The organism is Pseudomonas sp. FP603 (assembly GCF_030687415.1).
Taxonomy (GTDB): domain Bacteria; phylum Pseudomonadota; class Gammaproteobacteria; order Pseudomonadales; family Pseudomonadaceae; genus Aquipseudomonas; species Aquipseudomonas wuhanensis.
Genome location: NZ_CP117431.1, coordinates 2,865,343 through 2,880,637, shown reverse-complemented (window position 1 = coordinate 2,880,637; position 15,295 = coordinate 2,865,343). Strand labels below are relative to the sequence as shown.

The following is a 15,295-nucleotide window of genomic DNA, read 5'->3' as shown; positions in this document are numbered from 1 at the left end:
GGCAATAATGCGATAGTTCGTCCCACTGATAGAACAATCGAGTTTGAAATCAATGCAAGACCTTAATGACCTCTACTACTTCGCCAAGGTGGTCGACGCTGGCGGCTTCGCGGCGGCCGGGCGTTTGCTGGGGATTCCCAAGTCGCGGTTGTCACGACGCATCGCCGAACTGGAAGAACGCCTGGGCGCGCGCCTGCTGCAACGCACCACCCGCCAACTCAACCTGACCGCCGTGGGCGAGCGTTACCTGCGGCATTGTCAGGCGATGCTGCTGGAGGCCGAAATGGCCGATGAAGCGGTGGCCAGCATGTCCAGCGAGCCCCGGGGGCGCTTGCGAGTGTCCAGCCCCGTGGGGTTGGCTCACGGAATTCTGCCTGGGGTAATCAGCAGCTTCCTGGAGAAATTCCCTCAGGTTCAGTTGGAGGTCATGCTGCTCAACCGTAGGGTTGACCTGATCAACGAGGGCGTCGATGTCGCCTTGAGGGTGCGGGATCTGGGTGATGAAGATCCATTGCTGGTCACCCGTCGCCTGCGTCAGGCCCAGATGCTGATGGTTGCCAGCCCTGCATTTTTGCTCGGCCGTGAAATCAATCATCCCGAAGACCTGAGAAACCTGCCCGTGCTCGGCGCTCTGGAAGCTGACCGCATGGTGCACATCCGTATGCTTGATCAACAGGGCAAAAGCTACGACCTGAGCCTCGAAGCGCGATTGGGCTGCGAAGATTTCATCGTACGTAAGGCCTGCACCGTCAATGGCCAGGGCTTTACCATGTTGCCAATGATGCATTGCGAGCAGGAGTTGGAAAACGGTTCGCTGGTGCAACTGTTGCCCGATTGGTCATTGCCGGGCGGTTGGCTGCAAGCCGTCTACCCTCATCGACGCGGGGTGATGCCGGCGGTGCGCGCCTGGATCGACCATTTGATCGAATCATTCAATGCTTGTGGGGACAAACTGTTATGAAAGCGGGGTTAATGAGCGAAGAGGACGTCGCGCAATTCTGCCTGGCGCTGCCCGGTGCGCGGGAAGACTACAAGTGGGGTGGCGTACGGGTGTTCTCTATTGCCGGGAACAAGATGTTTGCCTTGCAGAACCTGCGGGGCCAATCCTTGGCCTTCAAGGTCGATAAGGACTTGTTCCTCGGTCATTGCGATCGGCCGGGCATTCACCCGGCGCCGTATCTGGCCCGGGCTCAGTGGATCATCATGGAAACGCCCTACCCGCTGGGCACCGAAGAGCTGCAAGGTTTGCTGCAACGTTCCCACCAATTAGTGGTGAGTAAATTGCCCAAGCGCACGCAGGTCGGCTTGTTGCTTTAAAGGGCTTTAAAGCAACGCAAACAGGTTAGCGCCCAGAAACAGCTGGTCAATCCAGAACACCTGATGCATCAGCACAATGAGCCAGAACACCAACTGAAACGAGACTTTGCGGGTCTTGTGCCGAAACGCTTGCTGGGCCAGCAAGGCACCCGGCCAACCACCCGCCAACTCCACCGCGTGCAAGACGTTCTCCGGCGTGCGCCAACTGTCGGCGCGGGCCTTGTGCTTGTCGCTCCAGTACAGGAAAAACGCCAGCACGCTGACAATGCCGTAGGCCGCCAGGGGAATCACCGACACCCCGCGCAGCCACAGCGACACCGAGCCAAACAACGGCACTGCGCACAGCACAGCGAATGCCAGCAATTTCAGCCGCAGGTTCTGAATGGAGCCCCCGGACTTGCGTCCGGGGTTGTTGTTGCGCGCACTGGAATCGTTCATGGCTTGACCGCTGTCCAGTCGACCCAGCCGAATTGCCAGGTGGCCAGGATCACCAGGCCGAACACAATGCGATACCAGGCGAATGTCGCGTAGCTGTGGCTGGCAATGAACAGCAGCAAGCCGCGGACGGCGATCATCGCAAAGATAAACGCGGTGACGAAGCCAATGGCGAACACCGGGAAATCAGCCGGAACAAACAGGTCGCGGTATTTGTAGCCCGAGTACACCGCCGCGCCGACCATGGTTGGCATGGCGAGGAAGAACGAGAATTCGGTAGCCGTCTTGCGCGACAAGCCGAACAGCAAACCGCCAATGATCGTCGAGCCGGAACGCGAGGTCCCGGGGATCATCGCCAGACACTGGGCGAAGCCGACTTTCAGGGCGTCTTTCCAGGTGATGTCGTCGACGCTTTCAGCATGCACTTCATGCTGACGGCGTTCGGCCCACAACATGACGACCCCGCCCACGACCAATGCGGTGGCCACGGTAATCGGGTTGAACAGATACTCGTGAATCAAGTCGGCGAAAATCACCCCCAATACCACAGCCGGCAGGAAGGCGATCAACAGGTTCGCGGTAAAGCGTCGGGCACTGGGCTGCGTCGGCAAGCCGATGACCACGTCGAAGATCTTGCGGCGAAACTGCCAGACCACCGCCAGGATCGCCCCGAGCTGAATGATGATGTTGAAGGCCATGGCCCGCTCGCCCCCAAAGTTGAGCAAGTCCGCCACGATGATCTGGTGCCCGGTACTGGAAATGGGCAAGAATTCCGTCAACCCTTCTACAACGCCTAAAATCAATGCCTGAAAGGCCGTCCAAAGATCCATCAATCCCCCAAGAAGCAATACCCCCAGGCATGCTCCGTTAATAATTTATAAGCGTTAACTGCGATCAACCTTAGCTGAATCCCCGCGCGCACAAGATTCACGCAAAACCGTAAAAATTGCGTGAAAAAAGACTTGGGCTCAGGTTTTTCCGTGCGGGGCCGAAATCCTATCAGACACGCCTCATTTACGCTGCCGCGTAATAAGACCTGAGTCGGATGGGCCCGATCGGCAAAGTGTGGTTGGATGCTGGCGATCGTTTATGACAAGAACAAGAAAAACGGAGTAATAGCGTTATGAACAGCTTGCGCAGTGTGTCGATCAGCCGACGCTTGTGGCTCATCTTGATCGTGGCCGTGGTGATGCTGTTGACGTTGGGCGTGTTGATGCTCAAGCAGATTCACGACGATCTCTATCAGGCCAAGAGCCAGAAGACCCAGCACGTGGTGCAGACCGCCAGTGGCATCCTCACCTATTACCACGGCCAGGAAACCGCCGGCACCCTCACCCGCGACGCAGCGCAAAAACAGGCACTGAACGCCGTGCGCGGTTTGCGCTACGACCAGAATGACTATTTCTGGATCAACGATCTGACGCCGGTCATGATCATGCACCCGACCAATCCGAAACTTGATGGCCAGAATCTCTCGACGATCCGCGACCCGGACGGTTTCGCGCTGTTCAACGAGATGGTCGCCATCGCCAAGGCCAAGGGTGCCGGCATGGTCGATTACCGCTGGCCGAAACCGGGCGCCAGCGCGCCGGTGGAAAAGACCTCCTATGTGAAACTGTTCGAGCCCTGGGGTTGGGTGATCGGTTCGGGCGTGTACATCGACGACATGCAGGCCGAGTTTTATACCCAAGTCTGGAAGGCCTCTTTCGTGGGCCTGGTGATTGCCCTGATCATGGCGCTGCTGGTGATCATGATTGCCCGCAGCATCGTGCGCCCGCTCCAGGAAACCGTGAACGCCATGGCCAACATTGCCAGCGGTGAAAGCGACCTGACCCGTAGCCTCGATACCCACGGCCAGGACGAAGTGACGCAATTGGCCCGGCACTTCAACGCCTTTACCACCAAACTGCGCCTGGTGATCAGTCAGCTGCAAGTGTCCGCCGGCGCGCTGGGCCAGTCTTCCAGCGAACTGGGCAACGATGCCGCGCAAGCCCAGCAACGCAGCCAGCAGCAGTCGCAGCAGATGGAACTGGTGGCGACTGCGATCAACGAAGTGACCTACGGCGTGCAGGATGTGGCCAAAAACGCCGAGCACGCGGCCAGCGAAATGCGCAATGCCGAGTCTCAGGCGCAGCAGGGGCAGGTCAATATCGACGGCAGCCTGCAGCAGATCGACAAGCTGTCGTCGACCATCGATCAAGCCGTCGAAGTGATTCGTACGCTGGCCGACGAAAGCACGCAAATCGGCAGCGTTCTGGAAGTGATCCGCTCTATCGCCGAGCAAACCAACCTGCTGGCCCTCAACGCCGCCATCGAAGCCGCCCGGGCCGGCGAGCAAGGTCGCGGGTTTGCGGTGGTTGCCGATGAAGTGCGCCTGCTGGCCCAGCGCACTCAGAAGTCCACGGCGGAAATCCAGTCGATGATCGAACGCCTGCAAAGCCATTCCGAAGCGGCGGTCAAGGTGATTGGCGACAGCAGCCGTGCGTCGCAACTGACCATCGAGCAGGCCGGCCTGGCCGGTGCCAGCCTGAATGCCATCGGCCAGGCCTTGCGCAACCTCAACGGGTTGAATGCTTCGATTGCCAGTGCGACCTTGCAGCAGGCGCATGTGGTGGAAGACATCAATCAGAACGTCACCCAGGCAGCCGGGTTGTCCCACAGCACGGCACTGGCAGCCGAACAGTCGAGCGTGGCCAGTGTTCACCTCAAGGAGCTGAGCGAACAGTTGAACGGGTTGCTCAAGCAGTTTCGGGTGTAACCCTTTTCTATACCCAACGCGCGCCCCTGTACAAGGAGCGAGGCTTGCCCGCGAAGGCGGTGTGTCAGGCAACATCAATATTGACTGTGCCGCCGCCTTCGCGGGCAAGCCCCGCTCCTATAGGGATTGCGCCTGACCGACTGGCATTGGCAAGCCCATTGCCCACAATCCGGGTACAATTCGCCCCCTCTTTTTTACGACACCAAGGAACCTCCATGTCCGGGCTTGAACTGTTTGCCGCCGCCCTCGGCGTGATTGCCGTCTGGCTGACGGTCAAACAGAACCCCTGGTGCTGGCCGATCGGGCTGGTCATGGTGCTGCTGTATAGCTGGATTTTTTTTGAGGTGAAGCTGTATTCGGACATGCTGCTGCAAGTGATCTACGCCGCGCTGCAGATCTACGGTTGGTGGCAGTGGACTCAGGGGAGCGCGACTCATGGCAAGCGGCATGTCAGTCTGCTCGATGGAAAATCCATCGCGGTCGGGCTGGCCGTCGGCGCCATCGGCAGTTTGCTGCTGGGCGCCGCGATGGCCCACTGGACCGATGCCGCCCAGCCTTGGCTCGATGCAGCGTTGACCGGTTTCAGCCTGGTGGCGCAACTATGGATGGCGCAAAAACGTCTGCAATGCTGGCCGTTGTGGATCGCGCTGGACATCATCTTTGTTGGTCTCTTCATCTATAAAGCGCTGTACCTGACCGCCGGCCTCTATGGGGCATTCGCACTGCTGGCTGTGCATGGCTGGCGGACATGGCGCACCGACCCGGCGTTACGCACATGAAAGTGCTGGTACTCACGGGGCCTGAATCCAGCGGCAAGAGCTGGCTGGCCGCCGAGCTGCAACAGCAATTCGGCGGCGCTCTGGTGGGCGAATACGTGCGTTGGTTCATTGAGCAGGAGGCGCGAGACACGTGCCTGGCCGATATTCCCGAAATCGCTCGCGGTCAGCTGCAGTGGGAGGATGACGCCCGCGCCCTTGGGCCGCCGTTGCTGATTCTCGACACTCACTTGCTGAGCAATATGCTCTGGAGCCAGACCCTGTTTGGCGATTGCCCGGCCTGGCTCGAGCAGGCGCTGCTGGCTCGGCACTATGATTTGCACTTGTTGCTATCACCCGAACAAGTCGACTGGACGGATGACGGTCAGCGTTGTCAGCCCGAGCTGGATGAACGCCGGGCTTTTTTCAACGCCACTCAGGCATGGCTGGAGCAGCATCGACAGCCTGTTCAAGTGCTTCAGGGCGATTGGGCCGAACGCCGGCTTCAGGCATTGCAAGCCGTCACTCTGCTGCTCGAGCGCTGATCCTCCTATTGGGCCAATACCACAATGCTAGTCGGTTCAGCGCAATCCATGTGGGAGCGGGCTTGCCCGCGATAGCGGTGTATCAGGCAAATTCAATATTGACTGCGCCGCCGTCTTCGCGGGCAAGCCCGCTCCCACAGGGATTGCGTTGAGTTGACGGGCACTCGCCAATCCCCTCAGCATTTGTTGCAATATTTTTGCAAATGCGTCCGTATCTGAAACACGCATCCCCTCTCGAACAGCCTGTTTCAACGCCGTTCACCGTCTTGTCATGCCCTGTGTTAAAGCACTGGTACATCACAGCGCAACCCCCTTGGATCCACGGCTTTGTGATTCATTATCACGTTAAGCCCCTCGCCGCTGTCTCAGACCTGAAACAGCTCAGTCATTGATCATCCGGCCCTGATCGCTAAACCTTTGAATAGAAACAATTATCAGAAAACGGCACAGCTTTCGCTCTCTCCTTCACAACGCTGACTAGGACCAGCCCACAACAAAGAAGGAATTGCCGCCGTGGGGAAATTTGATAACAGCATCTATAGCCTCCTGCTGATCGGATGCGCACTGGGCTCAAGTGTTTGCCTGCCTGTTCAGGCTGAAAACGGCATCATTATTATCAAACGTGATGTCCAACCGCGCATGGCAACGCGTCCGCCGGTGGCTCCCGACCCTAGCCCCACGACCGCCAATGCCAACCCGTCCAAACAAGTCCTCAGGCAAACGAACGAGTTGAGCGACGGCGACTTTGCCAGCGTCGCCACAGGTGCAGGCATCTCCCGCCTTGTCACTCAAAACACCAACAACCTGGGCGGCAATATCACCAACCAGACCCAGCTTTCCAACCTCCCCGCCGGACGTTCAGGAAATTCGGGCAACGGTATCGCCAACATGGTCAATTCAAACATCCAGCAAGGCCTGGGTGCTCTGAGAGTCGTAACGGGAGACCGTTAAGATGAATCGTAAGCTGCTGATGATCGCCCTGTTTTGCAGTGCATCGAGCTTTGCCCAATCTCCCGTCATCAATAACGCCGACATCGACGGTTCGGGCATGCAGCACCAGGGCAACCTCTCGGTCAACCAGGCTGCGGGCGATCAGCAGCAACAGGCCAACGCCCGGGCCATCGCCATTGGTAATGGCGCCAGTGCTACCACACAGATCCGCCAACGGTTGCGTACGCAGGTCGATCCCAGGATCGATGCCCGATCCAGCATTCAAGGCGACTCCTTCAGCCACGGCAACGGCGTGCTTGGCGTCAACCAGAGCGCCGGCGCCAGCAACCAGCAAGCCAATGCCCTGCGCATAAGCATCGGCACACAGCCGCAAAGTATCGACGACAGCGTCCTCATGCAGCAGAACGTGACGCTGATCACCAACTCCGATCCAACTGACTCTGCACCAGGCTATCGCCAGGTCGCTACCAGCGATCAGGCCTTCACCGGTAGCCGTGGGGTGATCCAGTTGAATCAGAGCGCCGGGGTGGGAAACCGAACGGCCAACACCCTGAGCGTAAGGGTCACGGATTGACCCAAATAGGTAGGAAACAACACTTAACCTAAAATAAGTACGGAGAATCACCATGAAACCTTCGATGGCACTCAAGCCTCTGGTTTTCGCAATTGCTGCGGTCATGGCTGTTGCTGTACAAGCTGGGCAGAACGATCGGCGTGACAATGACCACCACCATGGCCATCACAACGGTCATCACACCCCTCCTCCAACAAAGATCCCTGTCTATGCGACGGCCAATGCCTGGGATAACCAGAGCAGTACCGACAACCGCATCCGTAACGAAGGGACGATCAACGAAGCTGAAATGAACAGCTCTGCCACAGGCGCCAGCGGCAACGTCGGCGTCAACGTGGCTGCAGGTAGCGGCAACCAGCAAGACAACGCGTCCGCCATCGCAAATGCTGCCTCAAACTCCAGTCAGGACAACAGCTTCGTGTTCGGCACTGCGACAGCCACCGCCGACGTCACGCAATACAGCGACAATAACCGGGTCAACAACTTCGGTAGCACAGCCTCTGCCGTGATGAACGGATCGGGTAATGGCGGCAGCGGTAACATGGGTATCAACATTGCTGGTGGCGACCTTAACCAACAGAAAAATACCATGGCCATTGCCAACACCAATGCCCCGCTCGGTAACGCCACAGCCACCGCCTCTGCCGATCAACAAGGTCCTGGCCTGGTCGTGAATAACAACGCCGATCGGACAACCCGCCTGGATACGATAACCGTAACCACAACGGCCAGCGGTAGTTTCTCTCGCGATAAGTCTTCCGATTTGAGCATTCATAAAAGTGCTTCTTCGAGCTTTGATGTGAGTGGTTCCAGGAGTTCTGATGCGAGTGGTTTCAGGAGCTCTGATGTGAGTGGTTCCAGGAGCTCTGCTGCGAGCGGCTCCAGGAGTTCGGATAGCAGCTCTACTCGCAGTGCGTCTTTGAACGTTGATGTAGACGCTTCCGCGAATGCTACCAGGACCGTTACCTGGAATAATGGCAATGGCGATCGCACCCGCACCAGGACTGTCGACGCATCGCTTGACGCATCGCTCGATGCAAATTTCGACGCATCGCGCGAAAGATCGAGCGATTCTTCGTTCGACAGATCGAGTGATTCCTCGTTCGAAAGATCGTTCGATAAATCGTGGGCGAGATCGTCCGACTCCTCGTTCGAAAAATCGGGCAGTAAAGAGTCCGAATCTTCGTATGACAAATCGAAAACGTTCAGTGAGAGCAGTTCTTTCGATTTGAGCAACACCTATTCCTATCAAGTGCTGACTCCAACTGGCTGGGCAAACCCTGTGACCAACACTGCAACCCTGAACGGTTCGGTGAATGGTGGCAGTGGCAACCTGGGCGTCAACGTGGCTGCCGGTGTGGGTAACCAACAAAGCAACTCGCTGGCCATTTCCAACAACTCGTTCTGATAGCTGTCTCTTGAGGCCCCCTCACGGGGGCCTTTTTCAACACAACCAGAAGGCGTCCTGACATGCGCATTATCGCCTTGGCATTTTTGCTTTACGTGGCCAGCGTGAGCGAGGCTGCACAAATGCCGCTTTCCGTCCTGCCGGGCGGCGCGGTGGTGTATAAGCCGATCCAGAGCATGCGCGAGCGTAAATTTGCCGACCTGGTGCAACAGAAAACCGACTTCAGTTGCGGCGCGGCTGCGCTGGCGACCGTATTGCGCCAAGCCTATTGGCTGGACGTGAATGAAGAACAGATCATCGAAGGCATGCTGGCACATTCCGATCAAGACCTTGTCCGCGTCCAGGGCTTCTCCATGCTGGACATGAAGCGTTACGTGGAAAGTATCGGTATGCGGGCCCGTGGCTACCGGGTAGCGCCGCAAACGTTGGGCGAAATCAGAATTCCGGTGGTGGTGCTCCTGGATATCCGTGGCTACAAACATTTTGTGGTCATGCAAAGAGTTCATGAGGGCTGGGTCTATATCGGAGATCCAGTGCTCGGTCATAAACGCTACAAAGTCGACGACTTTGTAAAAGGCTGGAACGGCATCATCTTTGCCGTCATCGGTCAGGGCTACGACAAAACCAATGCGTTGCTCGACCCACCCATGCCACTGACCGCCAAGAACCGCATCAACACCTTCAGCCCGGTGCGAGACACGGAGTTGATGGATTTCGGATTCATCCGAAGCGACTTCTTCTAATGACAAGGAGCACGACGCTCCGGGAGCATCCAATGAAGACTCCAATCTGGCTAGCCGTGGTTTGCCTGGCCGCCAGCCTGCCGACCCAGGCACAGACGTTCAAACCCATTGAATTGAAGGATCAGGAATTGGCGACCCTGCGAGGCCGCTATGTCATGCCGGGCCGAGTCATCAGTTTCGGCATTGTCATGAGCAGCACTTGGCAAAATGCCAACGGTGAAATGATCGGGGCAACGTCCTCGATGCACATTCAACAATCGACCATCAAGCCACAGTTCTATGTGTCGTTGATTGACGAAAAAGGTAATGGCTCAGCGAGTTCACAAGGCACCGGTACCGTCATTGGCGGTAGCGGCCTCAACAGCACCGAAGGTGTCACTCAAGTGGTGCGTGCCGCCGGCGACAATAACTCGGCCTACAACAACGTTGAAATCAACGTCACAAAGGCTAGCCAAGCGCCAGCAACGCAACAGCAGGGTCAGGCATTGGCCGCAGGCTCGACGTTGGTCGGCGCCAATGGCGCGGGCTCGCTGAGCGTTTCCTCGTCCGGAACAGGTGTGCAACTCAACATCGTGGGCAACAACAACCAGGGCAGTACCGTACAACGCCTGGGCCAGGGTGGACTGATGCAGAACACGACGTTGCTCGGCGGTGGTAACCAGGTCAGCAACCTCACTTCCTTCAATGTCGTACTGCGTGACAACGCGACAGCCGGGTCGCTGAATGGCAACCTGGACCAGCTAAGAGGTCTTCGCACTCTCGGATTCTGATCTACGCTCAGTGTCACCCGATGTAGTCAGAAGGGACGGCTAACCCATGCACCGATCGTTGACGTTTAGAGCTATCGTTTGTTTGAGTAGCCTGGCCCCGGCCACACTGCTGTACGCGGCACCGGACCCCCAGGTCGAAGCACTAAAACAAGAACTCATGGAGTTGAAACAGCGTTACGAAGCACAACAGAACGCGCTGATGGTACTCGAGCAACGCGTTCGCCAAGTCGAAGAAGCACCTGCGACACCAGCGCCCAAACGCCTGACCAAATCCCCCGCCGAAACGCCCAGGAGTGGCCAGACGGTGGCTGCCGGTGCGCCGGGAACCACAGGCAGTTCATACGGGCAATCGCTCAAGGATGATTCGGCGCCTGCGCAAAGCGTTTCCAACCTGTATGACGAAGCCAGCGGCTTCTTCGGTGGCGGCAAGTTCAGCGTCGAAACCGGTCTGACCTACACGCACTACGATACCCGTGCATTGGTACTCAACGGATTCCTGGCACTGGACGCGATTTTCCTCGGCAACATCAACCTCGACCGTATCAAGGCGGATAACTGGACCCTGGACCTGACCGCCCGCTACAACGTGGCACAACGTTGGCAGTTCGACATTAACGTCCCCGTGGTATATCGCGAATCAACGTATTCCTCCGGTGGCGCCGGTGGCGCAGGCCCGGTGACGTCGGACGCAACCGTGACCCGCGACCCCACCATCGGCGATGTGAACTTTGGCGTTGCCTACAAGTTTCTGGATGAGTCGGCCAATCTGCCCGACGCGGTCTTTACATTGCGCGTCAAGGCGCCGACCGGTAAGGACCCTTACGGCATCAAGCTGGTCAATGACCCGAACAACGATAACCTCTCGGTCCCCGAGGACTTGCCTACCGGCAATGGCGTCTGGTCGATCACCCCGGGGCTCTCGCTGGTCAAGAGCTTCGACCCGGCCGTGCTGTTCGGCAGCCTGGCCTACACCTACAACATGGAAGACTCTTTCAGCGACATCAGCCCTCAGGTCAACTCCAAGGTGCCCGGGGACGTGAAACTGGGCGACTCCTGGCAGGTCGGCGCCGGCATTGCATTCGCCTTGAACGAAAAGATGAGTATGTCGTTCTCGTTCACCGATCAGTTCGCCCGCAAGAGCAAGATCAAGCCGGACGGTGGCGATTGGCAATCGATTTCCAACAGCGACTACAACTCGGCCAACTTCAACATCGGCATGACCCTGGCAGCAACCGATAACCTGACGATCGTTCCCAACCTGGCCATCGGCCTGACCGACGACTCGCCAGACTTTTCCTTCAGCCTGAAATTCCCGTACTACTTTTAATAAATCAGCGCAAATACCTGTGGGAGCGGGCTTGCCCGCGATGATGTCGGCAGATTCAACATTGATGTAACAGACATATCGCTATCGCGGGCAAGCCCGCTCCCACAAGGAGTCTCATGGAAAAGGCCCGCTGCGATGGATGTCGCAGCGGGCCTCTTCGTTTACCCGCCCTAGCGGATCTGGTGCTTATGCAGCAATCGGTAAAAAGTCGGCCGCGACACGCCCAGGACTCGGGCGGCGACGCTCAGGTTGTCGCTGTGCCGGTTCAACACATCGCACAGAGCCTGACGCTCGGCGCGGGTCTTGTAGTCTTCAAGGGTGCCCATCGGCGAAGCGGAGATGTGTTGACTGATCAACCCCAAGTCTCGCGCCTCGATCTGTCGCCCTTCGGCCAGAACCAGCCCGCGTCGTACCCGGTTGGCTAACTCGCGGACATTGCCTGGCCAGTCATGCTTGCCCATGGCGATCAGCGCGTCCTCGCTGAAGCTGCGCGGACGACGGCCGGTTTCATGGCTGTAGAAGTGGGAAAAGTGGTTGGCCAACATCGAGAGATCGCCATGGCGTTCACGCAGAGGGGCGGTGACCACTTGCAGGACGTTCAGGCGGTAGTACAAATCTTCGCGAAAGCGTTTCTTCTCGATGGCTTCTTCAAGGTCGACGTGCGTCGCCGCCAATACCCGCACATCCACCGGAATCGGCTGGTGCCCCCCTACACGCTCAATATGTTTTTCCTGCAGGAAGCGCAGCAGGTTGGCTTGCAGTTCCAGGGGGAGGTCACCGATCTCATCGAGAAACAGCGTTCCGCCATTAGCCGCCTCGATCCGCCCGACCTTGCGCTGATGAGCGCCGGTAAAGGCCCCCTTCTCATGACCAAAGAGTTCGGACTGGATCAAATGTTCGGGAATCGCGCCGCAGTTGATCGCCACGAATGGTTTGCTGTGACGCTGGGATTGTCGATGCAGGGTGCGAGCGACCAATTCCTTGCCGGTCCCGCTTTCGCCGCGAATCAGCACCGGAGATTCGGTGGGCGCCAGTTTGCTCAGCAGTTTGCGCAGTTCGCGAATCGGTTTGCTGTCGCCGAGCAGTTCATGTTCAGGCTGATCGATATGAACCGTGCCCTGGCCGCGCAAGCGCGCCATGCCAAACGCGCGACCCAAGGTGACTTGAACCCGTGAGACATCGAACGGCAGGGTATGGAAGTCAAAAAACCATTCGCAGACGAAGTCCCCGACATTTTGCAATCGCAGGACTTCTTGATTAAGCACCGCAATCCACTCGGTACCGCTACGGGTGATCAATTCCTTGACGGCTTCCGGGCGCTCCAGATGAAAGGGCTGCAAGCGCAACAGGCCGACATCGCAGGTTCGTTCGGTGGCGCTTTCCAGGGTGCAGCTGTCAACATCCCAACCCACGGCGCGTAAACCCGGCAACAAACGGTGGCAGTCGTCGCAAGGATCCACTACTAAAAGACGTCGTAAGACAGGCGCTTCAATCATGACTGTTCCTTGACGCCAAATTTTAGGAAATATTATTAAAAACAGTCGTTTGGCGGGCTTCGTTGTAACACTAGCAAGATTTTGACGCTGGCTTGTATCGATTGCTTATAGGGCTGTTTGCTTATTAGTTATAAGAAATTAGTTGGTTAGTTGCCTAACGAGCCGAACCTTTCATTCAGCTTTCAGAAATGACCTGAATATCGAATCAATCAAAAAAAGTTGAAATTTCTTTTGATTGTGTGTGACCCAAACCCCGGTTGCGGGCATCAGTACAAGTAACCAGCCGAACGGTAAGCCCAACCGACGGCACATCACTTGATTGGGCATACAGAGAGAAGATCCCATGAACGCCCCGCTCCGTATCAACGAAGCACTTTTGATTGCCGACCGCGCATTCCAACCCTTTCAATGCGTGGCCTGGGCACCACAAGACGGTAATGGCGAGCTCAGCCTGACCGTCATCGATCGCACGAACACGCGCATCAGCCGCAAACAAATCCCCAGCAGCGCCTATTCCGATCCAGAGCAACTCGAACACTTGCTGGAAGAAGCCCGTGCCGAGTTGAGCCAGGAAGGTTACACACTGCAATCGTGGTCCATGCCGCACTAAGCGTTTTCGCGGATTGCCGCCCGGCAATCCGCGCCCCCTCCTCCTCTTAGTTGACGTTTTTCTACTGTCAGCTGCGCAATACCAACCACCTTTTTCAACTTCTAACCCGCCAGATTACTTGGCAGGCTTTTCAGTGGTTCGAAAAGACATTGTTCTGGCACAAAACGCGCTCATCCGGCTCATGAAGACAGTTGTGCGCCGAGCCATTCAGGGATTGAATGTTCTGATCAGGCAGTCGTCATCCGGGAATCCGGATTAAGGACGACTGGCAAGGAGATGCATGCATGTCACCCCAGACTGCTTTTGCCTTACCTGCAACCGTGAATGGCGCCGAGCGGCTCGATACGAGTTTCGCTGGCACCGGCAAGACTCAAGTGTATTTCGCCGGCAGTATTGCCAGCATGGCCAATGGCGTTGCGATTGACCACGTTGGCCGGTTGCTGGTGGCGGCAAAGGTCGGTACGCCGGGCGGCCAACGCTTTGGCCTGGCCCGCCTGCTTGCAGATGGTTCGGCGGATCTGGCATTCGGCACAAAAGGCAGCATCAGCGGCCAGTTCGCACTCGGCTTCGAGGCCATGGCTGGCAAGGTGCGAGTGTTGCCCAACGGGCACATTCTGGTGGCCGGCCTGCACTACGAGAATGCTCACCATACGCTGCCCGCGCTGGCGATGTTTGATCAGCAAGGCTTCCCGGTTCAGGATTTTGGCGACAAGGGACGCTGCGTGGTGCACTTGCCGGGTGATCTTTCCCGGGGCGCGCGCGACACCTGGTTACCACCCGGCGTGCCGAGCGCCGAAGCCTGTGATGTCTGTGTGCAGGACGACGGTCGAATCCTGCTGCTGGCCAATCATTACTTCGAACCGACCGATCATGTCGGCATGCTGATACGACTTAACGTCGATGGCTCGCTGGACAGCAGCTTCAACGGTCGCGGCTTCGTCATGGTCCGGCACTTGTTGATGAACACCTGGCTCAGCAGTCTGAAGGTGCAACGTGATGGACGGATCCTGGTGAGTGGATCAATCAATTTCCCCGAGGAAGGTCTGCTGGCGCGTTATCACCCGGATGGCCGATTGGATGAGCGCTTCGCCGTAGATGGTTTCATGACCGTCAAGGCACGGGAGCACAGCGCTCAGATCAACCAGATCGTCCAGTATGAAAATGGTGACTTGCATTGTTTCGGCAGCAGTCGCGACCCGATGCTCTGCCTGTCTCTGAAAGTTCACAGTAATGGCCGACCCGATATTCATTGCAACGGTGGCCAGCCAAAGCTATTGGGCGTCGGCCGCAGCAGTTGCCGCTGGACCGCCGCCGAGACTCAACCGGACGGACGAGTACTGACAGTCGGAGCGTCGCTCGGCGGGGTCGAAGCCGATTTCATTCTTGCCCGATATTTACCCAGTGGGCAGCTGGATCGCAGTTTTGCCAAGGGTATCGGCTGGTGTCGCACACACCAGAGTCGCTGTTCGCATACCGCTACTTCATTGGCCATTCAGGCCGACGGCTGCATTGTCATCGGCGGCTATTCACTGGATGGAAACTGCCGCGCGGTCGTTGCGCGTTATCAGGGTTAGGCCAACTTCATTTTCCTGCACTTGATCTTCCC

The 15,295-nt window shown here is 57.5% G+C and carries 16 protein-coding genes and 1 pseudogene; 14 read left to right on the top strand and 3 right to left on the bottom strand.

Annotated features, from left to right (window positions below; all coding sequences use genetic code 11):
• The first annotated feature begins 52 nt into the window (after positions 1-52).
• Both PSH65_RS13490 and PSH65_RS13485 read left to right on the top strand, forming a co-directional pair.
• Positions 53-961, top strand: coding sequence for a LysR substrate-binding domain-containing protein (locus PSH65_RS13490; protein ID WP_305426626.1), 909 nt, complete (start codon positions 53-55; stop codon positions 959-961).
• Positions 958-1,317, top strand: coding sequence for an MmcQ/YjbR family DNA-binding protein (locus tag PSH65_RS13485; RefSeq protein ID WP_237882119.1), 360 nt, complete (start codon positions 958-960; stop codon positions 1,315-1,317). The genes PSH65_RS13490 and PSH65_RS13485 overlap by 4 nt, the downstream gene beginning before the upstream one ends.
• 6 nt (positions 1,318-1,323) lie before the next feature.
• On the opposite strand, the gene PSH65_RS13480 is transcribed toward PSH65_RS13485, so the two are convergent.
• Both PSH65_RS13480 and PSH65_RS13475 read right to left on the bottom strand, forming a co-directional pair.
• Positions 1,324-1,755 carry a DUF1294 domain-containing protein gene (locus PSH65_RS13480; RefSeq protein ID WP_305426625.1) on the bottom strand — a complete coding sequence of 144 codons (432 nt, stop codon included), beginning with the start codon at positions 1,753-1,755 and terminating at the stop codon, positions 1,324-1,326.
• Complete coding sequence (locus PSH65_RS13475) at positions 1,752-2,582, bottom strand: undecaprenyl-diphosphate phosphatase (protein WP_305426624.1); 831 nt, start codon at positions 2,580-2,582, stop codon at positions 1,752-1,754. Before PSH65_RS13475 ends, PSH65_RS13480 begins: the two co-directional genes overlap by 4 nt.
• A gap of 293 nt (positions 2,583-2,875) precedes the next feature.
• On the opposite strand from PSH65_RS13475, the pseudogene PSH65_RS31795 reads away from it, so the two are divergent.
• The 10 genes and pseudogenes from PSH65_RS31795 to PSH65_RS13430 form a co-directional block, all read left to right on the top strand.
• Positions 2,876-3,604: pseudogene (locus PSH65_RS31795) on the top strand (cache domain-containing protein); the annotation flags it as partial.
• A 171-nt stretch (positions 3,605-3,775) separates the two neighbouring features.
• Positions 3,776-4,510: a methyl-accepting chemotaxis protein gene (locus PSH65_RS31790; protein ID WP_370694699.1), complete on the top strand. Its 735-nt coding sequence runs from the start codon at positions 3,776-3,778 to the stop codon at positions 4,508-4,510.
• Between the two features lie 215 nt (positions 4,511-4,725).
• Entirely contained in the window at positions 4,726-5,289 is a 564-nt protein-coding gene (gene pnuC / locus PSH65_RS13465) for a nicotinamide riboside transporter PnuC (RefSeq protein WP_305426622.1), read from the top strand.
• Positions 5,286-5,810, top strand: a complete 525-nt coding sequence (locus tag PSH65_RS13460; protein ID WP_305426621.1) for an AAA family ATPase — start codon at positions 5,286-5,288, stop codon at positions 5,808-5,810. Before pnuC ends, PSH65_RS13460 begins: the two co-directional genes overlap by 4 nt.
• 513 nt (positions 5,811-6,323) lie before the next feature.
• Positions 6,324-6,761 carry a hypothetical protein gene (locus PSH65_RS13455; RefSeq protein WP_305426620.1) on the top strand — a complete coding sequence of 146 codons (438 nt, stop codon included), beginning with the start codon at positions 6,324-6,326 and terminating at the stop codon, positions 6,759-6,761.
• Position 6,762: 1 nt separating this feature from the next.
• Positions 6,763-7,335: an adhesin gene (locus PSH65_RS13450; RefSeq protein ID WP_305426619.1), complete on the top strand. Its 573-nt coding sequence runs from the start codon at positions 6,763-6,765 to the stop codon at positions 7,333-7,335.
• A 52-nt stretch (positions 7,336-7,387) separates the two neighbouring features.
• On the top strand, positions 7,388-8,743 hold the full coding sequence (locus PSH65_RS13445) for a heme utilization protein (RefSeq protein ID WP_305426618.1): 1,356 nt from the start codon (positions 7,388-7,390) through the stop codon (positions 8,741-8,743).
• A 62-nt stretch (positions 8,744-8,805) separates the two neighbouring features.
• On the top strand, positions 8,806-9,486 hold the full coding sequence (locus PSH65_RS13440; protein WP_305426617.1) for a C39 family peptidase: 681 nt from the start codon (positions 8,806-8,808) through the stop codon (positions 9,484-9,486).
• 32 nt (positions 9,487-9,518) lie between these two features.
• The gene (locus PSH65_RS13435; protein ID WP_305426616.1) at positions 9,519-10,256 is read left to right on the top strand and encodes a hypothetical protein; all 738 of its coding nucleotides are present in this window, start codon (positions 9,519-9,521) and stop codon (positions 10,254-10,256) included.
• 46 nt (positions 10,257-10,302) lie between these two features.
• A complete protein-coding gene (locus tag PSH65_RS13430) occupies positions 10,303-11,583 on the top strand; it encodes a hypothetical protein (RefSeq protein ID WP_305426615.1) in 1,281 nt (426 codons plus the stop codon).
• A gap of 170 nt (positions 11,584-11,753) precedes the next feature.
• On the opposite strand, the gene PSH65_RS13425 is transcribed toward PSH65_RS13430, so the two are convergent.
• Positions 11,754-13,079 (bottom strand): sigma-54 dependent transcriptional regulator, encoded by a 1,326-nt coding sequence (locus PSH65_RS13425; protein WP_305426614.1) that lies wholly within the window; start codon positions 13,077-13,079, stop codon positions 11,754-11,756.
• A gap of 343 nt (positions 13,080-13,422) precedes the next feature.
• Between PSH65_RS13425 and PSH65_RS13420 the strand changes: the two genes are divergently transcribed.
• Positions 13,423-13,689 (top strand): hypothetical protein, encoded by a 267-nt coding sequence (locus PSH65_RS13420; RefSeq protein WP_305426613.1) that lies wholly within the window; start codon positions 13,423-13,425, stop codon positions 13,687-13,689.
• 284 nt (positions 13,690-13,973) lie between these two features.
• A complete protein-coding gene (locus tag PSH65_RS13415) occupies positions 13,974-15,263 on the top strand; it encodes a hypothetical protein (protein WP_305426612.1) in 1,290 nt (429 codons plus the stop codon).
• The last annotated feature ends 32 nt before the right edge of the window (positions 15,264-15,295 follow it).